Origin of the sequence: Ramlibacter sp. AN1133 (genome assembly GCF_037890035.1) — a bacterium.
In the GTDB taxonomy this organism is placed as follows: domain Bacteria; phylum Pseudomonadota; class Gammaproteobacteria; order Burkholderiales; family Burkholderiaceae_C; genus Ramlibacter.
On record NZ_JBBKTQ010000008.1, the window covers coordinates 229,315 to 254,435 of the forward strand.

Sequence of the window (25,121 nt, forward strand, 5' to 3'; positions counted from 1 at the left end):
CAAGGGTTGCGGAATTCAGCTGCCGCCGAACCAGTTGTAGCCCTGGTCTTCCCAGTACCCCCCGGGGTAGGTGTTGGTGACGAACAGGGCGGTGATGTGCTTGGGGTTCTTGTAGCCCAGCTTGGTCGGGATGCGCACCTTCGCCGGCATTCCGTACTTCGGTGGCAGGGGTGCTCCGTCGAAGCTCAGCGCAATCAGCGTCTGCGGGTGCAGCGCAGTGGCCATGTCGATGCTCGTCGCATAGTCGTCGGCACAGCGGAACCCGACGTACTTCGCGCTCAGGTCGGCCCCGACGTGCGCGAGGAAGGTCCGCAGCGGTACACCGCCCCAGTGGCCGATCGCACTCCAGCCTTCCACGCAGATGTGGCGCGTGATCTGGCTCTGCTGCGGCAAGCCGGCGAGGCGGCGCAGCGACCACGGGCGCCGGTCCGTGACGCGGCCGGCCACCTCCAGCCGCCACGCAGCGGCATCGAGCTCGCGGATCTCGTCCTCGCCATAGTAGGCGTTGAACGGGAACGGCCGGGAAATCATCGCCTCGGGATAGGTCGGCGCCAGGCGGGCGGGGTCGAACAGCCACGCCTGCACGCGGTCGTTGAAGCGGGAGACGCGCGAAAGCGCCAACTCGATGGAAGCGCCGTCGGTGAGGCTGCAGCCGCTCAGCAGCGACAGCCCTCCGAGCGTGAAGGAGCGCCGCAGGAAGCTGCGTCGCGTCGTGGCGTCGAGGTTCGCGGCGATGCGCTCGCGCGCCTCGCGCGCGGCGAGCTCCGCGTCCGTGCCGGAAAGGTGCAGCACCATGTCATCGCCCCCGGATCATGGATAGAAGGGTGCGCGGGAAGAGCGCGGCCAGCGCGACGTGCCCGATCGCGAACAGGCCGACGAAGGCCATCGCCAGGAAATGAACGTGGCGCGCGTTTTCATAGCCGCCGAGAGCCTGCCGCAGCAGCGGAAACTGCACGGATTTCCAAAGCACCAGGCCGGACAGGACCAGCATGACGAGCGCGAGCATCACGGCTGCATAGGCGAACACCTGGACCGCGTTGTACCCGGCGCGCTCATGCGCCAGCCGCCCGCGCAGCGCTGCCCGCAGGTCGGTCGCGAGCGCGCGCGGGTCGAGCGCACCCAGTCCCCGCAGCAGCCGACCCGTGCAAACGTTGACGGCCACGTAGCACAGGCCGTTGGCCACCAGCACCCACATCAGCGCGAAGTGCCACTGCAGGGCGCCCCCCAGCCAGCCACCGAGCGTGAGCTCGCGTGGGAAGCGGAACGCATGAAGGGGCGCCGCGTTGTACACGCGCCAGCCGCTCGCCAGCATCGCGAAGAGGCATCCGGCGTTGATCCAGTGTGTGGCGCGCAGCCATGCGGGGCGCGGTCGGGGGGCGGGGGAGCGAGGGCGCATGTCGGTCATGTGGGCGGGTGAAGGGCAATGCCGCGAGTGTTCCGCGCCACCGGTTGCGGAGTCCTCCCGGGGTGTTCACGGAAAAGTGACGGATGCCGCCGGACGCGCCCTCGGCGGGTGCGGGTGCAGTTGTCACGAATCATTGAACTTCGCGCGGGCACTTCGGCCGTCGCCGAAGGTCCCATCGGCACGCCATTGCCCGCCCGCCATGAATGCCTACGCGAAGTTCACCGCCGTCGCCGTCGCGGCCTGCCTGGCTGCGATCCCCGTCGCCTCGTGCGACTTGCACGTCGGCCTGCCCGCCGCCGCGACAGCGGCGCAGGTGCCGGCCTCCACCAACCCACCATCGAAGACCGAACACCATGCGCACTGATGCATCGATCCTGAAGCGCTTCCATGTCGCGGAGCACGGCGACGGCCCCTACCGCCCGCTCGCGCTGCTGAGATGGGTGATGGTCGCGATCTTCATCTCCTTCGGCATCCAGAAGTTCACGCTGCAGTCGGCCCAGGGGATCGTGCAGTTCATCAGCCACAGCCCTTTCATCTCGTGGCTGTCGGTGTTCGGCGTGCGTGGCGAGGCCTACGTGCTGGGCGCCGTCGAACTCCTCATCGCGGCGCTGCTGGCGGCAGGCGCTTTCGTTCCGGTCTTGTCGGCGCTCGGCGCCTTCATGGGCATCGTGACGTTCGCGATCACGTGGTCGTTCTTCTTCACGACGCCGGGCCTGGTGAAGTGGAGTCTCTCCACCCATCCGATGGCGTGGAACGTGGCGGGCGCATTCGTCTTCAAGGACGTCGTTCTGCTGTGCGTGTGCACGGTCCTCTTCGTCGCGTCGCTGCCGCGGCGGCGCGGGAATGAAAGTACTGCCCCCGCGGTATGGCATGGGACCGGCAGCGAGGCCGGGGACCTGCAGGCCAAGCGCCTGACCGACTGAAAGGACACCATGAAAGACATCATCCGCCAGGCCGCATTCCTTGTGGCTCTCGCCGCCCTCGGCGCCACCGCTTCCGCGCAGACCGCCAAGACCCGTGAACAGGTCAGGAGCGAACTGGCAGAAGCGATCCGCAGCGGCGACATCATCTCCGGCGAGAGCGGGCTCACGCTGCGCGAGCAGTTCCCGGGACGCTATCCGGCGGTACCGAAGGCGCCGGGGCTGTCGCGCGCCCAGGTGCAGGCCGAACTTGCGCAGGCGATCCGCGATGGTGAACTGGTCTCCGGCGGCGAGATCGCGCAGCGCGCCGCCGACGGCCTGCCGGGCGCGTTTCCCCGCGAGCTGCAAGTCGGCCAGCGCACCCGTGCCGAGGTGAAGGCCGAACTCGCCGAGGCGATCCGCACGGGCAACATCCTGGCCGCGGGTGAATCCGGGCAGTTGCGCAACCAGCTGAATCCGTCGCAGTACGGTGCTCCGCTTCCGAAGCACATGATGGCCGGCACGGAAATGCCGGACGCCACTGTACGCTGAGCGGTGATCGTGGGTGAGGCTTCAGGGGCGCGCAGGCGCCCCTTTCTTCCTGGTTCTTCGGCGGCTTCCGGAGAGACACAAGGAAAGGCGGTCGTTCACCACTGCGAGTTCCAGAGGGCGAGAAGCGAGTCTTCGACTGCAACGTGCCATACGGGAACATGCGTTGCGTATGCACGCCGGTGAAGCGGAGCGGCCAGGTTCCTTCGGCCTTGCTGGCCGATTCTGTTGAAGGCTCGCCCTTCAGGTCTTGGGGAGGCGGGTCTGGAGATCAGCGGTCGGCCTTCGATCTCGCGCCGAATAGATCGCGCGGGAGTCCTCAGGCGCGCAAAGGCGGCAGCTGGGTGAGCTCGCGCGCGAGTGCCTCGGCGTCCAGAGGCCCAGATACCGTTGGGTGAAGACGACAAGCCCCGTACTATCAGGGCAGCTCTGAGTTCCGGGTCTGGAGCACAGTCGGGCACATCGGGGTGGCGAATGGACGCCCGCCCACCTGGCCAGCGGGACCACTATGGCGACCCGTATGGCGACTACTTCTCGTCAGAGAGCGCAACGCGAGTGCGTCGCGGCGCGGAATTTCACTGGTAGGACGTGCAGGATTCGAACCTGCGACCAACGGATTAAAAGTCCGCTGCTCTACCAACTGAGCTAACGTCCCGACCTGCCTGCCGTTGCATTGCGCAACAGCAAAGTCGGCGATTATAGCGTGCTCTTCGGGGCCTTCCCGGAGGCGATGCGATCCAGCACCCAACCTGCCGCGCATTGGCCGAAGGTCGCCGTCACGCTCACCACCGATCCGTAGCCGTGGCAGTTGAGCGAACCGTCGCCTTCGATCGCGCACGAAGGATCCGGCGGCGCGACGGCTTCGCGGCTGAACACGCACGCAATGCCGATGCGCTTGCCCTCCTTCGGCGCGCCATGGAACCTGCGCAGGCGGTAGCGCAGTTGCGCGAGCAGCGGGTCGTGCGTGGTGGCGGCGAGGTCGTCCACGTCCACCTGGTGCGCCAGGCGCTTGCCGCCCGCGGCGCCGCAGGAGATGAACAGGCCCTTGCGCTCGCGCGCCCACACCGCCATCGCCGTCTTCGCCTTGACTTCGTCGCAGGCATCGATCACCGCATCCACGCCTTCGGGCAGCAGTTGCGGCCAGTTCCCCGGCTCGACGAACTCCTCCACCGCATGCACGGTGCAGCGGGGATGGATCTGCGCGATGCGCTCGCGCATGGCGAGCACCTTGGCCTGCCCCAGCGTGCTTTCCAGCGCGTGGACCTGGCGGTTGATGTTGGACTCGGCGACGTGGTCCAGGTCGATCAGCGTCAGCGCGCCGACGCCGCTGCGCGCCAGCGCCTCGGCCGCCCAGGAGCCGACGCCGCCGATGCCGACCACGGCGACGTGCGCGCGGCGGATCGCCGCAGCGCCTGCCATGCCGTAGAGCCGCTCGAGCCCGCCGAAGCGCCGCTGCAGGTCCGCCGCTTCGTCCAGGTGCGTCATGCGCCCGCTGCGCGCCGCTAGCGCAGGCGCGCCAGCCGCTCGCGCGCGGCCACGGCCGCTTCCGACTGCGGGTAGGCCTTGACCAGCTCGTCGAGCGTGCGGCGCGCGTTGGCGTTTTCCTTCAGCTCGATCTGGCAGTTGGCGATGGACAGCACGGCCTCGGGTGCGCGCGGATGGTCCGGCGCCTGCTGCAGCAGCGCGCGGAAGTTCGCGATCGCGCCCTTGTAGTCGCGGTTGGCGTACTGCGCATTGCCCACCCAGAACAGGGCGCTGGGACGGTAGCCGCTGCTCGGGTATTTGCGCAGGAAATCGGAGAACGCGCCCTGGGCGGCCAGGAAGTCGCCCTTGCGGAAGGCGGCCAGCGCGGACTCGAATTCGCGCTGCTCGGCGGGATCGGCGCTGAACTCGCGGCCATCCACCGTCACCTGCACCGGCTCGAACTTGCGCAGGCGCTCTTCCACGCCGGCGGCGATGTCCTTCTGGCGGCGCTGCACGTCGGCGAGGTCGCGCGCGAGCTGTTCGTCGCTGCCGCGCAGGCGCGCGAGGTCGGTCCGCAGCGACTCGATCTGGTTCTGCAGTTCCAGCAGGGCGCGGCGCAGGTTCGCGTTCTCGTCGTTGGCGCGCTTGAGGTCGTCGGCCAGCTGCTGCTGCGCCTGCTGCTGCGCGGCCGCGGCCTGGCGCTGCTGCTCCACGCGCTGGCGCAGGTCGAGGATGGCGCGGCGGGCCTCGTCGTCCTCGAACAGCGCGGCCTGCGCGGAAGCCGTGAACAGCGTGAGCGCGGCCAGGGCCGCGGCGAGCGCGGAACGTTTCATGGTCATCATCGGTACGCGATCTCGGCGCGGCGGTTGCGCGCAAAGGCGGTTTCGTCGTTGCCCGGAACCGCGGGCTTTTCCTTGCCGAAGCTCACCGCTTCGACCTGCGAGTCCTTCACGCCCAGCAGCTCGAGCGCGCGGCGCACGGCTTCCGAGCGGCGCTGGCCGAGCGCGAGGTTGTACTCGCGGCCGCCGCGCTCGTCGGTGTGGCCTTCGATCACCACGTGGCGGCTGCCGTTGGCCTTGAGGAAGCGCGCATGCGCCTCGATCACGTTCTGGAACTCCGGCTTGATGACGTTGCTGTCGTAGTCGAAGTACACGATGCGCCCCACGCCGTTCGGCCCCGCGATGTCGGTGGCGCCGCGGGTGGCGTCCACCGGTTCCACGCGCGAGGTGGCGCCGGTGGACGGCGTCGTGCCGGTCCCGGGCGTCGGGGTGGTGACTGCGGTGCCTTGCTTGTCCTCCACCGGCACGTCGTCGAGCTTCACCCCACTGGCGCAGCCGGCGAGCGCTGCCGCCAGGGCAACGGCCAGGAACACACGCTTGTTCATTCCGGAAACCTCCTGATGTTTGATGGGTTCGTCAACGGCGGAAGGGGCCCCAGTCGGGCTCGCGGATGTCACCGCCCCGGCCCGGCAGTCGGGCCTTGATCTTGCCGTCGAGGGTGGTGGTCATCAAGGCTTCGGCCCCGCCCTGCCGGGTGGCATAGATGATCAGCCGGCCGTTGGGCGCGAAGCTCGGGCTTTCGTCGGCAGTGGTCTCGGTGAGCGACTGCACATTGCCGGTGGCGAGTTCCATCACCTGCAGCTTGAAGGCGCCGTTGATGCGGGAAATGTAGGCGAGCCATTTTCCGTCGGGACTGAGCGCCGGCGAAATGTTGTAAGTGCCTGTAAAGGTGACCCGCTGGGGATCGCCGCCCGTGCCCGCCATCCGATAGATCTGCGGCGAACCGCCGCGGTCGCTCACGAAGTAGATGCTGCGGCCGTCGGCGGAGTAGACCGGCTCGGTGTCGATGCTGCCCGATTGCGTCAGGCGGCGCGGCTCGCCGCCGGTGGCGGGGATCGTGTAGAGCTGCGAGCCGCCTTCGCGGGTGAGCGTCACGGCCAGCGAGCGGCCGTCCGGGGCCCAGGCCGGCGCGCTGTTGGAGCCGCGGAAGTTGGCGATCAGGCGCCTTTGCCCCGTGGCGATCTCGTGCACGTACACCACCGGCTTGCGCGACTCGAACGACACGTAGGCGAGCTGCGCGCCGCTGGCGGACCACGCCGGCGAGATGATCGGCTCGGGACTCGCGAGGGCCGACTGCGCGTTCTCGCCGTCCGCATCGGCCACCCACAGGTTGTAGCGCGTGCCGGCCTTGGTGACGTAGGCGATGCGGGTGGAGAACACGCCCTTGTCGCCCGTGAGCTTCTCGTAGATGGCGTCGGCGATGTGGTGGGCGGCCAGGCGCAGGTCGAGCGCCGGCACCACGAAGCTCTGGCCCCCGAGGTCCTGTCCCTTCACCACGTCCCACAGGCGGTAGCGCACGTCGTAGCGGCCGTCGGCCAGCCGCGAGACGCTGCCCACCGCGAGCGAGTCGGCGCTCTTCTGGCGCCAGGGGCTCAGGTCGGGCCGGCTCGTTTCGTCCAGCGCGGCGCTGCCCGCGGGATCGATGCCGCGGAACTGGCCGCTGCGCTCGAGGTCGGCCTGGACGATGGAGGCGATCTTCTGCGGCAGTTCGGCCTCGCCGCGGAACGGCGCGATCGCGATGGGCAACTGCGTCAGTCCCACGCCGGTGACTTCGACCCGGAATTGCGCCAGCGCCGGGCCGGCGGCAGCGGCCCCGAGCAGGGCCATGAGTTCGCGGCGTCGCCAGAGTGCACGAAGGTCCATGCTGCGTCTTTTCTCCTTGGTATCTTTCAGGCCCGGCTCCCGACCGGACCCGGCGATGTTATCCCCGCCATGTATCGGTCCGGTGACCCAGGTGCCAGAGTTTGAGGTACTTGTAATAAGTTCCTTCCGCCACCGAGACCGCCAGCACGAAACCCATGCGGCCGTCGAGCCACCCCGAGCGCAGCACGTAGGTGCGGAAGAACGCCCACAGCCCGCGCGCCACGGCACCGGCGAGCGACGAGCGCCGGCCCTCGGCATGCAGCATGCCGGCGGAGGCGGTGGAGTAGCGGTTCAGCTTCTCCAGCATGGTTTCCAGGTCCGGATAAGTGGTGTGCAGCAGGTCGCCCTGCAGGCGGCCGACGGCGCCCTGCGTGACGAGGCGCTCGTGCACCGCGTCGGCGGAAAAGCGGGCGCTGCCGCGGCGGAACAGGCGCACCACGCGATCGGGATACCAGCCGGAATGCGCGATGAACTGGCCGCAGTAACTGGAGCGGCGCGGCATCGAATACGCGTCGGGGCCTGCCGTGCCCTGCACGGCCTGAACGATCGCGTCGCGCAGTGGCGGCGTGACGCGCTCGTCGGCATCGATGGAGAGCACCCAGGGCTGCGTGGCGAGGTCGAGCGCGCGGTTCTTCTGCGCACCGAAGCCGGGCCAGTCCTGCGTCTGCTGCACGCGCGCGCCGGCGGCGCGGGCGAGTTCGACGGTGCGGTCGCGGCTGCCGGAATCCACCACCACGAGTTCGCGCGCGAAGGAAACGGAGGCGAGGCAGGCGGCGATGTTGGCCTCCTCATCCCGGGTGATCACGATGATGCTGAGTGCCACCGTGCCCGGGTGCCCCCCGGATTCACTGGATAATCCGAGCATGAATGTCGATGATACCCGGGTCTGAGGGATGCCCGACTATGCGATCACCTTCGCCTGCTACAACCAGGTCGGCTACACGCGCCAGTGCGTGGACAGCCTGGTGCGGCACGGGTACGACCTGGGGCGCGTGGTGGCGGTCGACAACGGCTCCAGCGACGAGACGCGCGACTACCTGCAGGCGCTGCCGCTGGGCGGCCGCATCCTGAACCGGCAGAACCTCGGCTGCGGCGTCGCCTGGAACCAGGGAGTGCTCGCCTTCCAGTCCGAGTGGACGGTCGTGATGAACAACGACGTGCTCGTCTCCGCCGGCTGGCTCGAAAGCCTCATCGGCGCGGCGCAGGCGCGCGGGGTGAAGGTCGTTTCGCCGGCACTCGTCGAGGGCGCCCTCGACTACGATTTCGACGCCTTCGCGCTGCAGTCCTCCACCCGCATGCGCGAGGTCGCCCGCATGGGCGCGCGCCATGCGGTGTGCATGTGCGTGCACCGCTCGGTGTGGGAGCAGGTGGGCTACTTCCAGGCCACGCCGAGCCTGTGGGGCTACGAGGACACCCTCTTCTTCAACACGCTGGAACAGGCCGGCATAGGCACCGCGATGGTCGGCGCCTCCTGGCTGCATCACTACGGCTCGATCACCGTCAGCGCGATGAAGCAGGAGCGCGGCCTGTCCGCCCGCGAGGGGCTGAGCGCGCGCAACAACTACCGGCTGCTGGGCAAGTCCACGCTGCAGCGCAAGTGGCACAAGATGCTGCGCAGGCGCCAGGAACAGCGCTGGCGCGCCGAGGAACTGGCGCGCTTCGGCCAGACGCTGCACGGCGAACGCAGGGACGGGCAGTTCATCTGGCGCTGAGAGCCGCGGCCTGGCGCCGCTCGCCGAGCACCGCCCCGCACAGGATCGCGGTCATGGTCGCATAGAAGCTGGCTGCGAACTTCAGGTCCACCACTTCCGTGCTCAGGCTGCTCACGACCAGGCAGGTGCAGTAGGCAACTCCGATCAGGGCCTGCCGGCCCTCGCCCGGCGCCGCGCCGCGCAGTCCGCGCAGGCACAGCAGCAGCGGCACGAACAGCAGGGCCGCGGTCGCCAGCAGGCCACCGAGCCCGCTGCGAATGGCATTGGTGACGATCTGGTTGTGGAAGCCGGAGGCGAACGCGGCGGCAACGGCGTCCGGCGCCGCATAGGCGAAGGCATTGGCGGGGTACGGCGCCGCATGCGCCGTGAGCCCTACCCCAGCCCACGGATTCATGGCAAACATGTCGGCCGCGATGCGCAGGTAGGTGATGCGGTATCCGGCGGAAGTCTCCCGCCGTTCGACGCCACCGTGCCAGGGATACTGCGACAGTTGGGTGAAGGCCTCGTCGACGCGCAGTTGCACCACCGGTACCGCGAAGTAGGCCAGGACCGGAAGCAGCAGCGCGGCGGCCAGCGCCCCCGCCGCAGCCAACCGGTGTGTGCGTCCCCAGTGGTGGTACAGCCAGAGGCCCACCACCACCGGCAACGCCAGCCAGCCCGTTCGCGACCAGGACAGCAGCGAGAAGTACAGGCCCAGCCCGGTCGCCGCCAGGCGCAGCAGGATGCCCCAGCGCCGGCCCTCGCGCCAGTCGGCCGGCGTGATCGAAGCGAAGCACATCAGGCCGAACGCCAGGTTGAAGTAGCCGAACACGAGCGGATCGACGACGTGCGTGGTGACGCGCACCGACGGCCAATACGGATCCTGTCCAACGATCTGCAGGTAGCCGAGGACGACGGCGAGCGCCGCGGGCAGCACCCACTGCAGGAGGCTGCCGGCCGGCCATCCCGAACGCAGCACGAACAGGAAGACCGGGATGGCGAGCAGGAAACGCGACGGCGCGTCGAACTGGGTGATGTCCGCATCGTGCCGCAGGGCGGCGGCGACCGCCACCGACAGCAGGGGCGCCAGGTACGCCAGGACCAGGGCCGCGGCCCAGCGGCGATCTTCGCGCGCCAGTGCCGCGCGCGGCAGTCCACGGCTCGCCAGCAGCAGCATCGCCAGGAGGGCGCCGACGAACAGCACCGCGTTGGCCCAGCCGCGCAGCGTGAGGACGAACAGGGGCGCGCAACAGAGCAGCAGACCAGTCACCGACACAAGGCCGCCAGCGGGCGCAACGCCGGTGAAGTCGCGGCGGGAATCGAACGGAGACAACATCGATCGGAGAAGTGGCGGGCCCCCTGCCGCTGCCGCGCAGCGCCTCGCCCAGCCGTTTGGTTGGATAATGGCGGGCTGCATGCAGTCCGCTTCGCCCATTGTGCCTGACGCTCCCGGAGCTCCCGCGAACGCCCCCGGCACCGCGGGGCCGGAGGGGCTCGTGGCGCGCGTGCGCCGCTTCTTTCCCTACATCCGCGACGTCCGGCGCTACTGGGTCGTGGTGCTGCTCGCCACCATCGTCGGCGCGGCGACCGAGCCGGCCGCGCCGGCCTTGCTGAAAGCCCTGCTGGATCGCGGATTCCGCCCGGGCAGCTTCAATCCCTGGCTGGTGCCCGCGGCCCTGCTGCTGCTGTTCGCCATCCGTGGCGCTGCCGGGTTCATCGCGGACATCGCGCTGGCCAAGATCGCCAACGAAGGCATGTTCATGCTGCGCCGGGCGCTGTTCGGCCGCATGCTGGACGCGCGCATGGACCTGTTCCGCTCCGAGTCCGCCAGCTCGCTGTCGAACAGCATCGTGCACGAGGTGCAGAACGCGATCTTCATGCTGGTGAACGCGCTCACGGGGCTGGTCAAGGACGGCCTCGCGCTGGTGGCGCTGCTGCTGTACCTGATCTACGTGAACTGGCAGCTCACGCTCGTGGTCACCTTCCTGGCGCCGGCCGTCGCGTGGCTCATGCGCACCGCGTCGCGGCGCCTGCACCGGCTGGCCAAGACCAGCCAGGCCGCCACGGTGGAACTCGCCTATGCGGTGGAAGAGAACGTGCTGGCCACCCGCGTGGTGCGGCTGCACGGCGCCCAGCAGGCCCAGGCGGAACGCTTCAGCGTGCTGAGCCTGGCCTTGCGGCGGCTGGCCATGAAGTCCGCCGTGGCCTCGGCGGCGATCACGCCGCTGATGCACATGCTGGCGGCGGCGGCCCTGTCGGTGGTGATCTCGATCGCCCTGTGGCAGACCGGCGAAGGCATGACGGTGGGCACCTTCGCCTCGTTCATCGCCGCCCTCATGATGCTGATCGCACCGGTGAAGCGGCTGTCGGAAGCCACGAGCCCGATCACGCGGGCGCTGGCGGTGCTGGAGCGCTCCTTCGACCTGGTGGAACACACGCCGGCCGAGCGCGGCGGCAGCCACGCGCCGGCCCGGGCGCAGGGCCGCATCGCGCTGGAGCAGGTGACCGTGCGCTACCCGGGCGCCACCGCGCCGGCCCTCGACCGGTTCACGCTGGACATCCGGCCGGGCGAAACCATCGCGCTGGTCGGCCCCTCCGGCTCGGGCAAGACCACGCTGGCCAACCTGCTGCCCCGCTTCGTGGAGCCGTCCGCCGGCACCCTCCGCCTGGACGGCGTGCCGCTGCCGGAATGGGACCTGCATGCCCTGCGCCGCCAGTTCGCGATGGTCAGCCAGGACGTGGTGATGTTCAACGACACGCTGGCGGCCAACGTCGCCCTGGGCCACGAGATGGACCGCGACCGGGTGCGCGCCGCCCTGGAGGCGGCGAACCTGGGCGAGCTGGTGTCCGTGCTGCCGCAGGGCCTCGATACGGGCGTCGGGCACAACGCCACGGCGCTGTCCGGTGGCCAGCGGCAGCGCCTCGCGATCGCCCGCGCCCTCTACAAGGACGCACCCATCCTGATCCTGGACGAGGCCACCTCCGCGCTCGACAACGAATCCGAACGCCTGGTGCAGGACGCCCTGCGGCGCCTGATGGCCGGCCGCACCACGCTGATCATCGCGCACCGCCTCTCGACCATCGAGCACGCGGACCGCGTCGCGGTGCTGGAACGCGGGCGCCTGCTGGAACTCGGCGGCCACGCGGAACTGCTCGCCCGCGGCGGCCTGTATGCGCGCCTGCATGCGTTCAGCGGGATCGCCGGCGGACCGGAGCTGTGAAGCCCGCGCGCGTGGAGTCGGTGCTCGTGATCGTCACGCGGCAGATCGGGGACGTGCTGCTCACCACGCCCCTGATCCACGCGGCCCGGCAGCGCTGGCCCGAAGCGGCGGTGGACGTCCTCGGCTTCGAAGGCACCCTCGGCATGCTGCGCGGCAACCCCGACATCCGCGAGTTGATCGCGACGCCCGCGCGCCTGGGCTGGCGTGGCGGCCTGCGGCTGGCGCGCCGGCTGTGGCATCGCTATGACCTCGCCCTGGTGGCGGAGGGCAGCGACCGCGCCCACCTGATGGGCGCCCTCGCCTCCCGCCACCGTGCCGGATTGGTGCCCGCGCGCGGCGGCAGCAACAGCTGGAAGAGGCGGCTGCTGGATCACGCCGTCACGCTGTCGGGCGACCTGGGCGAGGTGCACGTGGTGCAGGAGAAGCTGCAGTTGCTCGCGCCCTGGCAGGCCGGGGCGCTCGAAGCGAAGCTGGTGGCCCCTCCTTCGCAGCCGCTGCCGACAGCGCTCGCGCAGCGGCTGGCGCGCGGCTACGTGGTCGTGCACACGCCCTCGATGTGGCCGTACAAGCAGTGGCCCCTCGAGCATTTCCGCACGCTGGTGGGCCTGCTGGCCGCAGCCGGACACCAGGTGGTCCTGACCGGCGGGCCCGCGGCGGAAGACCGCGCCACGGTGGATGCGATGCGCGGCGCGGCGCCCGAGGACCGGCTGCTCGATGCCGGCCTGCTGGACTTCGCCCAGCTCGCGGGCCTGCTGCGCGGCGCCGCCCTCTACATCGGCCCGGACACGTCCGTGTCGCACCTGGCGGCCGCCTGCGCCATTCCCGTGCTCGCGATCTTCGGGCCCACCAACCCGCAACGCTGGGCCCCGTGGCCCGCCGTGCCGCGCGAACAGGTCGTGCGCTGGCAGCGTCGCAGCAGCGTTCAATCCGTCGGCCAGGTGACCCTGCTGCAGGCGGAACTGCCCTGCGTGCCTTGCGGCAAGGCGGGCTGCGAGGACCACCGCATGAGCCGCACCGACTGCCTGCCGGCCATCCGCCCCGAGCGCGTCGCGCAGGAGGCCCTGCGCATCCTGCGCGCGCCCGCCGCAAGCCAGGTTCCTTCCTGATGCCCGCCTATTCCAATGTCCTCGTGATCTGCCCCGGCAACGCCATGACGGCGGGACCGGAGGCCCTGCACCAGCTGGTGGCCGAGGCGAATGCCCTGGGCCAGCCGGCGCAGATCGTCTACCACCCGTTCCACCGCACGTTCGAGACGCCCGGCCCGTATCGAAAGCATGGCGCCCCGGTGGGCCGCTATGCGGACGAGCCCGGCACGCTGGTCGTCTTTCCCGAGATCTTCACGCCCCTCGCCTTGCGCGTACGGCAGGCGGAAGCGGCACTGTGGTGGATGTCCGTCAACAACTTCACCGGCGTGCGCTACGGGCGGCCCTGGCGCGACCGGCTGCGGTACTGGAAGTACGTGCTGAAGGGGCAGCGGCCCTGGGGCGGCGTGCGGGCCCTGGCGCACCTGCGGCAGTTCGCGCAGAGCGACTACGCGCGCGCATTCCTGGCGGGCCACGGCCTCGCATCCGAGCCGCTCTCCGACCCGATCCCCGTCTACACCGAGCCGGCGTACGTCGCGTCGCTGCCGCCCCGGCTGGCCAGCGCGCAGCGCACCGACACCATCCTGTACAACCCCACCAAGGGCGCGCCCATCACCGCGCGCCTGATGGCGGCCTACCCGCAGTGGCGCTTCCGGCCCTTGCGCGGGCTGGACCGCGAGCAGCTCGCGCAGGCCTTCCTCGATGCGAAGCTGTACATCGATTTCGGCCACCACCCCGGCAAGGACCGCCTGCCGCGCGAGGCGGCGCTCCACGGCTGCTGCGTGATCACGGCCCGCCACGGCTCGGCGGCCAATCAGGTGGACGTCCCGATCCCGGAGCGGTTCAAGCTGGACGTCAAGGATGCGGCTTTCGTGCGGGCCTTCGGCGAGCGCGTGAACGAGGTGCTGGGGCAGTTCGAGGCCTGCGCGCGCGAGCTGGCCGGCTACCGCGAGGTCATCGCGCAGGAGCCGCAGGCCTTTCGCCGCCAGGTCGCCGCGGCGTTCCGGCTGCAGGGCCCCGCCTCCTAGAGCAGCACGATGTCGTACTGCTCCTGGCCCATCGCCGACTCGGCCTGCAGCGAGATCGGCTTGCCGATGAAATCCGACAGCCCCGCCAGGTGCTGGCTCTCCTCGTCGAGGAACAGCTCGATCACCTTGGGCGCGGCGATCACGCGGTATTCGCGCGGATTGAACTGGCGGGCCTCGCGCAGGATCTCGCGCAGGATGTCGTAGGCCACCGTGCGCGGCGTGCGCACCGTGCCCTTGCCCTGGCAGAGCGGGCAAGGCTCGCACAGCAGGTGGGCCAGCGATTCGCGCGTGCGCTTGCGCGTCATCTCCACCAGCCCGAGCTGCGAGAAGCCGCCCGACATCGTCTTGACGCGGTCGCGCGCGAGCTGCTTGCGGAATTCCGCCAGCACCGCCTCGCGGTGGTCCTCGCGCTGCATGTCGATGAAGTCGACGATGATGATGCCGCCCAGGTTGCGCAGCCGCAGTTGCCGCGCGATGGCCTGCGCGGCCTCGAGGTTGGTCTTGAAGATCGTCTCGTCGAAGTTGCGCGAGCCGACGTAGCCGCCCGTGTTGACGTCGATGGTGGTCAGCGCCTCGGTCTGGTCCACGATCAGGTAGCCGCCGGACTTCAGCTCCACGCGCCGCCCGAGGGCCTTGGCGATTTCGTCGTCGACCGAATACAGGTCGAAGATCGGCCGCTCGCCCTTGTACAGCTGCAGCTTGGCGGCCGCCGCCGGCATGAATTCCTGGCCGAAGGCCTGCAGCAGCGCGAACTGCTCGCGCGAATCGATGCGGATCGCCGTGGTCTGGTCGGTGACCAGGTCCCGCAGCACGCGCTGCAGCAGGTTCAGGTCCTGGTGCAGCAATGCCGGGGGCGGCACGCGCGTGGCCGACTCGCGGATGCGCGCCCAGGTCTTGCGCAGGTAGGCGATGTCTTCGGCCAGTTCGGCGTCGCTGGCGTCCTCGCCGTTGGTGCGCAGGATGAAGCCGCCGCCCGCCTCGCCCACCAGCTTGTTCAGGCGCCGGCGCAATGCGTCGCGCTGGTCGGAAGGGATCTTCTGCGAGACGCCGACGTGGTCGTCCTGCGGCAGGAACACCAGCAGCCGCCCGGCGATGCTGATCTGCGTGGACAGGCGCGCGCCCTTGGTGCCGATCGGATCCTTGATCACCTGCACCATCAGCGCCTGGCCTTCGAACACCTGCTTTTCGATCGGCACCTGCTGCGCCGCCGTCCCGCGCACGGCCGCCGGCGGCTCGCCATCGGGCTGGCGCTGCCAGACGTCCGCCACGTGCAGGAAGGCCGCGCGTTCCAGGCCGATGTCGATGAAGGCCGACTGCATGCCCGGAAGCACGCGCGCGACCTTGCCCAGGTAGACGTTGCCCACCAGCCCGCGCTCGAGCGTGCGTTCGACGTGCAGCTCCTGCACGGCGCCGCTTTCGACGATGGCCACGCGCGTCTCCTGCGGCGACCAGTTGACCAGGATGTCCTGCTGCATGTAAGGGAAAGGATACCTCACGCTCCTGCCCGCGCAGGGGCCTGCTAGAGTTCTTTCGCACGCCAACGACGGCGTGATGCTCCCCTCGCCGGGGGCCGCACCCATGAAACTTGTTCCGGCCGCTCCGGCCTTCCTCCAGGGCGGTGGCGCCATGGGCGAACGCATCCGCGCCTTCGATTGGGGCTCGCATCCGCTCGGGCCGCCCGCGCAGTGGCCCCCGGCGCTGCGCATGGCGATGAGCCTGTGCCTCAATTCCAGCTTTCCCACCGCCATCTACTGGGGGCCGGCGTTCCACGTCCTCTACAACGATGCCTGGTCGGAGATCCCCGCCGAGAAGCATCCGGCCATCCTCGGCATGCCGGCGCGCGAGGGCTGGAGCGATATCTGGGACATCGTCGGTCCGCAGTTCCAGCACGTGTTCGCCACCGGCGAAGGCATGGCCCTGTACGAGCAGATGCTGCCCATGGTGCGCGGCGGCCGCCCCTGCGAGACCTGGTGGAACTACAGCCTCACGGCCATCCGCGACGCCGAGCACGGCATCGGCGGCATCTTCAACCAGGGCAACGAGGTCACGGCCATCGTGCACGCGCGGCGCGAGCGGCAGGCGGAGATCGACCGCTGGCGCGAGATGTTCCGGCAGGCGCCGGCGCCCGTCGCGCTGCTGCGCGGGCCGCGGCACGTGTTCGAGTTCGCCAACGACGCCTACCTGCGGCTGGTGGCGGGCCGCGACATCGTCGGCAAGCCGGTGGCCGAAGCGATTCCCGAGGTGCGCGCGCAAGGCTTCATCGAACTGCTCGATGGCGTGTACGGCAGCGGCGAGGCCTACCTGGGCACCGGCGCGAAGGTCACGCTGCACCGCACCCCCGACGTGCCGGCGGAGGAATGCGTGCTGGACTTCGTGTACCAGCCGACGCGCGACGCTGCGGGCGTGGTCGACGGCATCTTCGTGCTGGCGACCGACGTGACCGAGCGCGCGCGGGCGGAAACGGCGCTGCGCCTGACCAACTGGCAGCTCGGGGAGGAACGCGCCCGGCTCGCGGCCCTGATCGAGGCGGAGCAGCGGGCGCAGCAGGCGCTGCGGCGCTTCAACGAGGCGCTCGAGGGGCACGTGAAGACGCGCACCGCGGAACTCTCGCGCGCCCTGGCCGCGCAGAACGCGGTGGCCGACCGGCTGCGCGCCACCTTCGCCACCGACCTGATCTTCCAGGGCTTCCTCGACACGCAGGGCACGCTGCTCGATGCGAACCCGGCTTCGCTGGCCGCGATCCGCTGCACGCTCGACCAGGTCATGGGGCGCCCGTTCTGGGAGACTCCCTGGTTCAGCGCCACGCCCGACGCGGCGCAGCGCGTGCGCGCCGCCGTCGAAACCGCGGCCAGGGGCGAGGTGGTGCGCACGATGATCCGCGTGAACCTGCCGGACGGCCTGCGCAGCTTCCTCTTTTCGCTGCGGCCGGTGTTCAACGGCCGGCAGGAGGTGGTGGGCCTGGTGCCGGAGGCGCTGGAGATCGACGAGCCGGCGGTGAAGCTGGCGGCCTGAGCGCGGGCCTACCAGCGCAAGCCCAGGCTCCTGAGCAGCGTCGCCGTCTCGTGCAGCGGCAGGCCCATGATCCCGGTGTAGGAGCCGTCGATGCGGCGGATGTGCGCGGCGGCCCTGCCCTGCACCGCGTACGCGCCCGCCTTGCCCATCGGCTCGCCGCTAGCCACGTAGGCGCGGATGTCCGCCGCGCTCATCTCGGCGAAGCTCACGCGCGAATCGCTCACGGTTTCGGCGCGCCGGCGCCCGGCCTGCACTGCGACCGCGGTGAGCACGCGGTGGGTGTGCCCGGACAGTTCGCGCAGCATGCGCTCCGCATCGCGTGCATCGGCCGGCTTGCCGTAGATGGTGCGACCCATCGCCACCGTCGTATCGGAGCAGAGCACGGGCGCGGTCGGCAGGCCGCGCCGCTTCATCCGGGCCACGGCAGCATCGAGCTTGAGCGCCGTGACGCGCTTCACGTAGCGTGCCGGCGCCTCGCCGGGATGGACCTCCTCCAGCGCCTCGCTGTCCTCGTGCGGCTCGGGCAGGAGCAGCTCGTAGGCCACCCCGAGCTGTTCGAGCAGTTGGCGCCGGCGCGGGCTCTGCGAGGCGAGGTAGAGGAAAGCCTTGCTCATTCCCGGTGGTACGGGTGGCCCGCGTTGATCGACCAGGCGCGATAGAGCTGTTCGGCCAGGAGCACCCGCACCATGGCATGGGGCAGCGTGAGGTCGGACAGGCGGATGCGTTCGTGCGCCGCCTGGCGGAAGGCGGGTTCCAGGCCGTCGGGGCCGCCGATCACCAGGGCCACCGTGTCGTTTTCCAGCGGCCAGTCCTTGAGCTTTCCGGCCAGGGCCATGGTGGTCAGCGGCGTGCCGCGCTCGTCCAGCGCGACGACGCGCGCGCCTTTCGGGATCGCGGCCTCGATGCGCTCGCGCTCGGCGGCCAGCAGCGTGGGCAGCGTCTTCGAGGCGCGCGGTTCGGTCTTGACGGCCTTCAGCTCCAGCCGCAGTTCCGGCGGGAAGCGCTTGGCGTAGTCGTCCCAGGCCGCCTGCGCCCAGTCCGGCACGCGCTGGCCGACGGCCACGACCAGCAGCCGCATCGCTCAGTGACGGGGCGAGGTCTTCTTGGCCGCCGTCCTGGCCGGCGCCTTCTTCGCGGAGGTGCCCCTGGCGGGGGCGCTCTTCGCGGGGCTGGCCTTGGCCGCGCCGCTGCGGGGGGCGCCGGGCCTTGCCGCGGTGCTCCTGGCCGCCGTGCCGGAGGGGCGCTTGGTCGCCGCCGTGCCGGAGGACCGCTGGGTCGCTGCCGTGCCCGACGGCCGCTTGGTCGCTGCCGTGCCCGACGGCCGCCTGGTCGCCGCCGTGCCGGCTGGGCGCTGGGTCGCCGCCTTGCCGGCCGGGCGCTGGGTCGCCGCCTTGCCGGCCGGCGAGTTCGCAGTCGACCGGGCAGGCGCCCTGGCGGGGGTCGTCCTCGCGCCACTCCTGGCCGCAGTCTTCTTCGCCGGCGTCTTCTTGGCCGCCGCGGCCTCGCGATCCGCATCGCGCGCCGCCGTCCTGGCCGCGCTGCTGCGCCGCAAGGAGGTGCCGACCTTCTTCGCCGGCGCGGGAGCGGCGGCGGCCTTCACCGGCATCGCGGGCTTGGGTGCGCCGACGCGCACGCGCACCGGCTTCTCGCCCCAGATCTCCTCCAGGTGGTAGTACTGGCGGATGGCGGGCTGCATGATGTGGGCGACGGCCGCGCCGCAGTCCACGATGATCCACTCGCCGTTCTCCTCGCCCTCGATGCGCGGCTTGGGGAAACCGGCTTCACGCACGGCGTCCACCACGCTGGAGGCCAGCGCCCGGGTCTGGCGGTTCGAGGTCCCCGACGCCACGATGACCCGCTCGAAGAGGGGTGACAGGTGCTCGGTGTTGAAGACCTGGATGTCCTGCCCCTTCACGTCCTCCAGGCCATCGACGATGGCCCGCTGGAGTTTCTGCGTGTCCTTCTTGGCGGCGGCTTCTTGCGTCATCAGGTGTTCTGGTAAAGATGTTGGGATTCAATATAACCGGCGACGGCTGGCCCAACCAGCTCGCCGACGTCCTTGTTGCCTGTCAGTCGCGCGCGGATGTCCGTTGCGCTCTCGGGCATCTGCGGCAAGCGCAGCACTTCCACGCGCACGCCGGGTAGCGCGCGCAGGGCGGCGAGGCCCTCCCCGCAGCCGCGCCCGGCCACGCACAGCACGGCCAGCGCGGCGATCTCCTGCCAGGCGTGCCAGCGGCTGAAGCCGGCCGCCTGATCCTCGCCCATGAGCAGGTGCAGCTGCGCGCCCGGGTGCTCGGCCTGCAGTTCGCGCAGCGTCTCGACGCTGTACGTGGGGCCGGTGCGCCTGAGCTCGCGGTCGTCCACCTGCACCGCCGGCAACGCGGCGAAAGCCAGGCGCGCCATCGCCAGCCGGTCCTGCGCGGGCGACAGCGTGCGGCTCTTGTGCCAGGCGTCGCCGGTCGGCAGGACGTACAGCCGCTCGAGTTCGAGCTGCTGCACGGCCGCGCGCGCCAGGGCGACGTGGGCCCGGTGCGGCGGATCGAACGCCCCGCCGAACATGCCCACCCGGCGCATCGGCTGGTTCAAACCCAGTCCCTGCGCACGAGGAAGCGCCGCAGCAGTTCTTCCTCGCGCGAGCCCGGCTCGGGGTGGTGCTGGTAGGCCCAGCTCACCAGGGGCGGCATCGACATGAGGATGGATTCGGTGCGGCCCCCCGACTGCAGGCCGAAATGCGTGCCGCGGTCCCACACCAGGTTGAACTCGACGTAGCGGCCGCGGCGCAGCAGCTGCCAGTCGCGTTCGCGCTCGCCCCAGGGGGTGTCCTTGCGCCGTTGCAGCACCGGCACGTAGGCGTCCAGGAAACTGCCTCCGACCGACTGCAGCATGGCGAAGCTGCGCTCGAAGCCGTCCTCGAAGTAGTCGTCGAAGAAGATGCCGCCGATGCCGCGCGGCTCGTTGCGGTGCTTGTTGAAGAAGTACTCGTCGCACCAGGTCTTGAAGCGCGGGTAGCGGTCGTCGCCGAAGGGGCGCAGGCTGTCGCGGCAGACGGAGTGGAAGTGGACGGCGTCCTCCTCCCAGCCGTAGTAGGGCGTGAGGTCCATGCCGCCCCCGAACCAGTACACGGGCGGCGCGTTGCCGGGCAGCGCGGCCAGCATGCGCACGTTCATGTGCACCGTGGGCGCGTACGGGTTGCGCGGATGGAACACCAGCGACACGCCCAGCGCCTCGAAGGACGCGCCGACCAGCTCCGGCCGGTGCTGCGTGGCCGAGGGCGGCAGCTGCGGGCCGCGCACGTGCGAGAAGCCGACGCCGGCGCGCTCGAACACCCCGCCCTGCTCCAGGATCATGGTCACGCCCTCGCCCTGCAGCTTCTCGCCGGGCTCCTTCTTCCACGTGTCGGCGCGGAAAGGCTGGCCGTCGATCCCCGAGATGGTGTGCGTGATGCGCTGCTGCAGGCCGGTCAGCCAGGTGCGCACGGCGGTGATGTTGGCTTCCATGTCGGCCCCGTTCAGCCCCGGATGGCCCGGAATCCGATGTCGCGGCGGTATTGCGCGCCATCGAACTGGATGCCCCGCAGCACCTCGTAGGCGCGCTGCTGCGCCGCCTTGACGGTCTCCGCCAGGGCCGTGACGCACAGCACGCGCCCGCCGGAGGTGACGGTGGTGTTGCCCTGCGCCAGCGTGCCGGCGTGGAACACCATGGCGTCCTCGGCTTCCTTGGGCAGCCCGCGGATCACGTCGCCCTTGCGCGGATCCATGGGGTAGCCGGCCGCGGCCATCACCACGCCCAGCGCGGTGCGGCGGTCCCAGTCCAGGTGGACCTGGTCGAGCGTGCCGGAGGTGGCCGCCATCATCACGTCGTAGAAGTCGGACTTCAGCCGCATCATGATCGGCTGCGTCTCGGGGTCGCCCATGCGGCAGTTGAATTCCAGCGTCTTCGGCTGCCCCTGCGCGTCGATCATCAGGCCGGCGTAGAGGAAGCCGGCGTACGGGATGCCGTCCTTTTCCATGCCGCGCACGGTGGGCAGGATGATCTCGCGCATGGCGCGCGCATGCACTTCGGGCGTGACCACGGGCGCGGGCGAATACGCGCCCATGCCGCCGGTGTTGGGGCCCTGGTCGCCATCCATCAGGCGCTTGTGGTCCTGGCTGGTGGCCAGCGCCACCACGTTGCGGCCGTCGCACAGCACGATGAAGCTGGCTTCCTCGCCCACCAGGCATTCCTCGATCACCACGCGGGCGCCGCCTTCGTTGTGCGACACGCCCAGCTTGTTGTCCAGGAGCATGAAGTCGATCGCTTCGTGCGCTTCGGCCGCCGTCGTGGCCACGACGACGCCCTTGCCCGCGGCCAGGCCGTCGGCCTTGACCACGATGGGCGCGCCCTTTTCGTCCACGTAGGCGTGGGCCAGGCCAGCGTCGGTGAAGGTCTGGTATTCCGCCGTCGGGATCTGGTGGCGCGCCATGAAGGCCTTGGCGAAGGCCTTGGAGCTTTCGAGCTGCGCGGCCGCCTGCGTGGGGCCGAAGATGCGCAGGCCGTGGGTGCGGAAGTCGTCGACCACGCCGGCCGCCAGCGGCGCTTCCGGGCCGACGACGGTCAGCGCGATGCGCTCCTTGAGCGCCCAGTCGCGCAGCTGCCGCAGGTCCGCGATGGGCACGTTCTCCAGCCGCGGATCGAGCGCGGTGCCGCCGTTGCCCGGTGCGACGTAGACCGCCTGCACCTTGGGCGACTGGGCCAGTTTCCACGCCAGCGCGTGCTCGCGGCCGCCGCCGCCGATGACCAGGACTTTCAAATCGCCCTCCGACGGGCCGCCCCTAGGAGGGCGACCGCCCCCTCGGGGGGCAGCGACGACACGCAGTGCGGAGCGTGGGGGCTCATTCGTCGATCTCGGCGTTGTGGTAGACGTTCTGCACGTCGTCCAGGTCTTCCAGCATGTCGAGCAGTTTCTGCATGCGCGCGGCTTCGTCTCCGGTCAGTTCGATGGTGTTCTCGGGCCGCATGGTCACTTCCGCGACCTCGGGCTTCAGGCCCGCGGCCTCCAGCGCATTCTTGACCTTTTCGAACTCGCCGGGGGCGCTCAGGACCTCGATGGCGCCGTCGTCGTCGGTGATGACGTCGTCGGCACCGGCTTCCAGCGCCACTTCCATCACCTTGTCCTCGCTGGTGCCGGGGGCGAAGATCAGCTGGCCGCAATGCTTGAACTGGAAGGCCACCGAGCCTTCGGTGCCCATGTTGCCGCCGTACTTGCTGAAGATGTGGCGCACCTCGGCCACGGTGCGGACCTTGTTGTCCGTCATGGTGTCGACGATGATCGCCGCGCCGCCGATGCCGTAACCCTCGTAACGGATTTCCTCGTAGCTCACGCCCTCGAGGGCGCCGGTCGCCTTGTCGATGTTGCGCTTGATGGTGTCGGCGGGCATGTTGGCCGCCTTGGCCTTGTCCACGGCCAGCCGCAGGCGCGGGTTGGCTGACAGGTCGCCGCCGCCCTGGCGCGCCGCCACCATGATTTCACGGATGACGCGCGTCCAGACCTTGCCCCGCTTCTCGTCCTGGCGCCCCTTGCGGTGCTGGATGTTTGCCCATTTGCTGTGTCCGGCCACGGAATCGTCCTCTTCTGCTCGTGTGCTGTACTCTAGGAAGACCAACATTCTACTTTTCGCCCCCATGGCCGAACCGCTGCTGATCGCCAAGAACGGAAATACCGAAGCCTTCCTGCTGCCCGCCCTGGCCAACCGGCACGGGCTGGTGACCGGCGCCACCGGTACCGGCAAGACCGTGACGCTGCAGAAACTGGCCGAAAGCTTCAGCCAGATCGGCGTGCCGGTGTTCCTGGCGGACATCAAGGGCGACCTGACGGGCATCAGCCAGGCGGGCCGTCTGGAAGGCAAGGTGGCGGCGGCGGTCAAGGAGCGCGGCCTGCCCGAGCCCGAGCCGCAGGCCTGCCCGACCACGCTGTGGGACGTGTTCGGCGAGCAGGGCCACCCGGTGCGCGCCACGGTCTCCGACATGGGGCCGCTGCTGATCTCCCGCATGCTGAACCTGAACGACACCCAGGCCGGCGTGCTGCAGATCGTCTTCAAGATCGCGGATGCGAACGGCCTGCTGCTGCTGGACATGAAGGACCTGCGCGCCATGCTGCAGCATGTGGGCGACAACGCGAAGCAGTACACGACGGAGTACGGCAACATCAGCGTGGCCAGCGTGGGCGCGATCCAGCGCGGGTTGCTGCAGACCGAATCGCAGGGCGGCGACAAGTTCTTCGGCGAGCCGATGCTCAACATCGCCGACTTCCTGCAGACGGATCCCGACGGCCACGGCGTCGTCAACATCCTCGCCGCGGACAAGCTGCTCAATGCGCCGCGCCTGTACGCGACCTTCCTGCTGTGGATGCTGTCGGAACTGTTCGAGAGCCTGCCGGAGGTGGGCGACCTCGACAAGCCCAAGCTGGTGTTCTTCTTCGACGAGGCGCACCTGCTGTTCGACGACGCGCCCAGGGCGCTGGTCGAGCGCATCGAACTGGTGGTGCGGCTGGTGCGGTCCAAGGGCGTCGGGGTGTACTTCGTGACCCAGAACCCGCTGGACATCCCCGATTCCGTGCTGGCCCAGCTGGGCAACCGGGTGCAGCATGCGCTGCGGGCCTTCACGCCGCGCGACCAGAAGGCGGTGAAGGCCACGGCGCAGACGATGCGGCAGAAGCCGGGGCTCGACATCGAGGCGGCCATCACCGAGCTGGCGGTGGGCGAGGCCCTGGTCAGCTTCCTCGACGAAAAGGGGCGGCCGAGCGTGACCGAGCGCTTGTACGTGGTGCCACCCGGCAGCCATATCGGGGTGATCACGCCGGAACAGCGCAAGGCGCTGATGGCCAACTCGATGGTTGCCGGGGTCTACGAACAGGTGGTGGATCGGGAATCGGCGTACGAGAAGCTCAAGGGGCGCACCGAGGCGTCGGCGCAGGGAGGTGCCTTGGCGCAGGGTGGTGCTCCTTCGGCGGGCGGCGCGGCCGGCGCCGGCGGCAGCCCGATGGGGGGCCTCTCGGACGTCCTCTTCGGCTCGACCGGCCCGCGCGGCGGCAAGCGCGAGGGCCTCGTCGAGAGCTTCGCCAAGTCCGCGATCCGCACGATCGGCAGCTCGGTGGGGCGGGAGATCGTGCGGGGGGTGCTGGGGGGGATCCTGGGCGGCAAGCGCTGAACGCAGGCAGGCGTGGAGCGTGCGCCCGTAGGCTGGCGGTGAGCTTCGCGAACCCCAGCGTTTTGCATCCCCCATCGCTGGGGTTCGGCGCTGCGCGCGCTCACCGCCAGCCTACGAATACCGTGAATCTCCGGTACTGAATCACCGGCACGACCGGATCCCCGCGCGTTGTACGCGCACCATGCGTACCTACATCCGCGCCGACGCCGCCGGCGCCACCTGGTTCTTCACCTTGACACTGCAGGACCGCGGTGCCCGCTGGCTGGTGGATCACGTCGACGTTCTCCGTGCCGCAGTCAGGCACGTGAAGGCACGCCACCCGTTCGACATCGAGGCCATGGTGGTCCTTCCCGAGCACCTTCATGCCTTGTGGCGGCTGCCGGTCGACGACAACGACTTCTCCACCCGCTGGATGCTGGTCAAGCAGATGTTCACCCGAACCCTGGTCGCCCAGGGTGTGCTGGGCGACGACCTTGCACCAGGACGAGGCCTCAAGGGCGAGCGCAAGCTCTGGCAGCGCCGCTTCTGGGAACACCAGATCCGCGACGAGGAAGACTTCCGGCGCCACGTCGATTACATCCACTACAACCCGGTCAAGCACGGGTGGGTGCAGCGCGCGGCCCAGTGGCCGCATTCCAGCGTGCACCGGTTCATCCGGGAGGGCTCGCTGCCGGCGGACTGGGGGATCAGTGCGGCGATCGAGGGGCAGTACGGGGAATAGCTGCGGCTGCAAACGCTGGGCTGACCGAGGCTGCGCCTCGGACTACGCGCTGCAGCGCAGCGCTCGGACGCGCGCTGGCGCGGCTCAGCGCCAGCCTACGGTCAGCAGCCCCCACCGATGCACCCTTGCGTTCGCGCAAGCCCGCGCGTGCCGTCGCCCCAA

General features: G+C 70.0%; 26 protein-coding genes and 1 tRNA gene. 10 read left to right on the forward strand and 17 right to left on the reverse strand.

Annotated elements, in window-relative coordinates:
- Positions 1-15: 15 nt before the first annotated feature.
- Entirely contained in the window at positions 16-795 is a 780-nt protein-coding gene (locus WG923_RS13725; protein WP_340351534.1) for a molybdopterin-dependent oxidoreductase, read from the reverse strand.
- 1 nt (position 796) lies between these two features.
- Positions 797-1,405 (reverse strand): cytochrome b/b6 domain-containing protein, encoded by a 609-nt coding sequence (locus tag WG923_RS13730; protein WP_340351535.1) that lies wholly within the window; start codon positions 1,403-1,405, stop codon positions 797-799.
- Between the two features lie 199 nt (positions 1,406-1,604).
- Between WG923_RS13730 and WG923_RS13735 the strand changes: the two genes are divergently transcribed.
- The 3 genes from WG923_RS13735 to WG923_RS13745 are packed head-to-tail and all read left to right on the forward strand — an operon-like array spanning position 1,605 to position 2,856.
- The gene (locus WG923_RS13735; protein ID WP_340351536.1) at positions 1,605-1,769 is read left to right on the forward strand and encodes a hypothetical protein; all 165 of its coding nucleotides are present in this window, start codon (positions 1,605-1,607) and stop codon (positions 1,767-1,769) included.
- Positions 1,759-2,328, forward strand: a complete 570-nt coding sequence (locus WG923_RS13740; RefSeq protein ID WP_340351537.1) for a DUF417 family protein — start codon at positions 1,759-1,761, stop codon at positions 2,326-2,328. The genes WG923_RS13735 and WG923_RS13740 overlap by 11 nt, the downstream gene beginning before the upstream one ends.
- A gap of 9 nt (positions 2,329-2,337) precedes the next feature.
- Positions 2,338-2,856: a DUF4148 domain-containing protein gene (locus WG923_RS13745; protein ID WP_340351538.1), complete on the forward strand. Its 519-nt coding sequence runs from the start codon at positions 2,338-2,340 to the stop codon at positions 2,854-2,856.
- Between the two features lie 576 nt (positions 2,857-3,432).
- Here WG923_RS13745 and WG923_RS13750 read toward each other — a convergent pair.
- The 6 genes from WG923_RS13750 to WG923_RS13775 form a co-directional block, all read right to left on the reverse strand.
- A tRNA-Lys gene (locus tag WG923_RS13750) sits at positions 3,433-3,508 on the reverse strand.
- Positions 3,509-3,549: 41 nt separating this feature from the next.
- Positions 3,550-4,338, reverse strand: a complete 789-nt coding sequence (locus WG923_RS13755; RefSeq protein WP_340351539.1) for a tRNA threonylcarbamoyladenosine dehydratase — start codon at positions 4,336-4,338, stop codon at positions 3,550-3,552.
- A 17-nt stretch (positions 4,339-4,355) separates the two neighbouring features.
- Entirely contained in the window at positions 4,356-5,150 is a 795-nt protein-coding gene (ybgF, locus tag WG923_RS13760; RefSeq protein ID WP_340351540.1) for a tol-pal system protein YbgF, read from the reverse strand.
- Between the two features lie 5 nt (positions 5,151-5,155).
- Positions 5,156-5,701, reverse strand: a complete 546-nt coding sequence (pal, locus tag WG923_RS13765; protein WP_340351541.1) for a peptidoglycan-associated lipoprotein Pal — start codon at positions 5,699-5,701, stop codon at positions 5,156-5,158.
- Positions 5,702-5,732: 31 nt separating this feature from the next.
- Positions 5,733-7,019, reverse strand: coding sequence for a Tol-Pal system beta propeller repeat protein TolB (gene tolB / locus WG923_RS13770; RefSeq protein ID WP_445322927.1), 1,287 nt, complete (start codon positions 7,017-7,019; stop codon positions 5,733-5,735).
- 58 nt (positions 7,020-7,077) lie between these two features.
- Positions 7,078-7,842: a glycosyltransferase family 2 protein gene (locus WG923_RS13775; protein ID WP_340351542.1), complete on the reverse strand. Its 765-nt coding sequence runs from the start codon at positions 7,840-7,842 to the stop codon at positions 7,078-7,080.
- Positions 7,843-7,912: 70 nt separating this feature from the next.
- Here WG923_RS13775 and WG923_RS13780 point away from each other — a divergent pair, with 70 nt between their 5' ends.
- A complete protein-coding gene (locus WG923_RS13780) occupies positions 7,913-8,731 on the forward strand; it encodes a glycosyltransferase family 2 protein (protein ID WP_340351543.1) in 819 nt (272 codons plus the stop codon).
- Here the strand turns inward: WG923_RS13780 and WG923_RS13785 are convergent.
- Entirely contained in the window at positions 8,718-9,980 is a 1,263-nt protein-coding gene (locus WG923_RS13785) for an O-antigen ligase family protein (RefSeq protein ID WP_340351544.1), read from the reverse strand. The two genes, WG923_RS13780 and WG923_RS13785, sit on opposite strands and share 14 nt — an antisense overlap.
- Positions 9,981-10,125: 145 nt before the next feature.
- On the opposite strand from WG923_RS13785, the gene msbA reads away from it, so the two are divergent.
- Genes msbA through WG923_RS13800 form a run of 3 tightly spaced genes read left to right on the forward strand, consistent with a single transcriptional unit; the run spans position 10,126 to position 14,041 of the window.
- Positions 10,126-11,931: a lipid A export permease/ATP-binding protein MsbA gene (msbA, locus tag WG923_RS13790; RefSeq protein WP_340351545.1), complete on the forward strand. Its 1,806-nt coding sequence runs from the start codon at positions 10,126-10,128 to the stop codon at positions 11,929-11,931.
- The gene (locus tag WG923_RS13795; protein ID WP_340351546.1) at positions 11,928-13,037 is read left to right on the forward strand and encodes a glycosyltransferase family 9 protein; all 1,110 of its coding nucleotides are present in this window, start codon (positions 11,928-11,930) and stop codon (positions 13,035-13,037) included. The genes msbA and WG923_RS13795 overlap by 4 nt, the downstream gene beginning before the upstream one ends.
- On the forward strand, positions 13,037-14,041 hold the full coding sequence (locus WG923_RS13800; RefSeq protein ID WP_340351547.1) for a hypothetical protein: 1,005 nt from the start codon (positions 13,037-13,039) through the stop codon (positions 14,039-14,041). Before WG923_RS13795 ends, WG923_RS13800 begins: the two co-directional genes overlap by 1 nt.
- Here the strand turns inward: WG923_RS13800 and rng are convergent.
- Positions 14,038-15,516: a ribonuclease G gene (gene rng, locus WG923_RS13805; protein WP_340351548.1), complete on the reverse strand. Its 1,479-nt coding sequence runs from the start codon at positions 15,514-15,516 to the stop codon at positions 14,038-14,040. The genes WG923_RS13800 and rng overlap by 4 nt on opposite strands.
- A gap of 103 nt (positions 15,517-15,619) precedes the next feature.
- On the opposite strand from rng, the gene WG923_RS13810 reads away from it, so the two are divergent.
- Positions 15,620-17,053: a PAS domain-containing protein gene (locus tag WG923_RS13810; RefSeq protein WP_340351549.1), complete on the forward strand. Its 1,434-nt coding sequence runs from the start codon at positions 15,620-15,622 to the stop codon at positions 17,051-17,053.
- Between the two features lie 8 nt (positions 17,054-17,061).
- Here WG923_RS13810 and WG923_RS13815 read toward each other — a convergent pair whose 3' ends face one another.
- The 7 genes from WG923_RS13815 to WG923_RS13845 all read right to left on the reverse strand — a co-directional run bounded on the left by WG923_RS13815 (position 17,062) and on the right by WG923_RS13845 (position 22,650).
- On the reverse strand, positions 17,062-17,667 hold the full coding sequence (locus WG923_RS13815) for a Maf family protein (protein ID WP_340351550.1): 606 nt from the start codon (positions 17,665-17,667) through the stop codon (positions 17,062-17,064).
- Positions 17,664-18,131, reverse strand: coding sequence for a 23S rRNA (pseudouridine(1915)-N(3))-methyltransferase RlmH (gene rlmH / locus WG923_RS13820; RefSeq protein ID WP_340351551.1), 468 nt, complete (start codon positions 18,129-18,131; stop codon positions 17,664-17,666). The genes WG923_RS13815 and rlmH overlap by 4 nt, the downstream gene beginning before the upstream one ends.
- A gap of 3 nt (positions 18,132-18,134) precedes the next feature.
- On the reverse strand, positions 18,135-19,040 hold the full coding sequence (gene rsfS / locus WG923_RS13825; RefSeq protein ID WP_340351552.1) for a ribosome silencing factor: 906 nt from the start codon (positions 19,038-19,040) through the stop codon (positions 18,135-18,137).
- Positions 19,040-19,639: a nicotinate (nicotinamide) nucleotide adenylyltransferase gene (nadD, locus tag WG923_RS13830; RefSeq protein ID WP_340351553.1), complete on the reverse strand. Its 600-nt coding sequence runs from the start codon at positions 19,637-19,639 to the stop codon at positions 19,040-19,042. The genes rsfS and nadD overlap by 1 nt, the downstream gene beginning before the upstream one ends.
- Positions 19,636-20,550, reverse strand: coding sequence for an oxygen-dependent coproporphyrinogen oxidase (hemF, locus tag WG923_RS13835; protein ID WP_340351554.1), 915 nt, complete (start codon positions 20,548-20,550; stop codon positions 19,636-19,638). Before hemF ends, nadD begins: the two co-directional genes overlap by 4 nt.
- 11 nt (positions 20,551-20,561) lie before the next feature.
- The gene (purD, locus tag WG923_RS13840) at positions 20,562-21,842 is read right to left on the reverse strand and encodes a phosphoribosylamine--glycine ligase (RefSeq protein ID WP_340351555.1); all 1,281 of its coding nucleotides are present in this window, start codon (positions 21,840-21,842) and stop codon (positions 20,562-20,564) included.
- A gap of 82 nt (positions 21,843-21,924) precedes the next feature.
- A complete protein-coding gene (locus tag WG923_RS13845; RefSeq protein WP_340351556.1) occupies positions 21,925-22,650 on the reverse strand; it encodes a YebC/PmpR family DNA-binding transcriptional regulator in 726 nt (241 codons plus the stop codon).
- A 64-nt stretch (positions 22,651-22,714) separates the two neighbouring features.
- Between WG923_RS13845 and WG923_RS13850 the strand changes: the two genes are divergently transcribed.
- Both WG923_RS13850 and WG923_RS13855 read left to right on the forward strand, forming a co-directional pair.
- A complete protein-coding gene (locus WG923_RS13850) occupies positions 22,715-24,238 on the forward strand; it encodes a helicase HerA-like C-terminal domain-containing protein (RefSeq protein ID WP_340351557.1) in 1,524 nt (507 codons plus the stop codon).
- A gap of 181 nt (positions 24,239-24,419) precedes the next feature.
- A complete protein-coding gene (locus WG923_RS13855) occupies positions 24,420-24,959 on the forward strand; it encodes an REP-associated tyrosine transposase (protein WP_340351558.1) in 540 nt (179 codons plus the stop codon).
- The last annotated feature ends 162 nt before the right edge of the window (positions 24,960-25,121 follow it).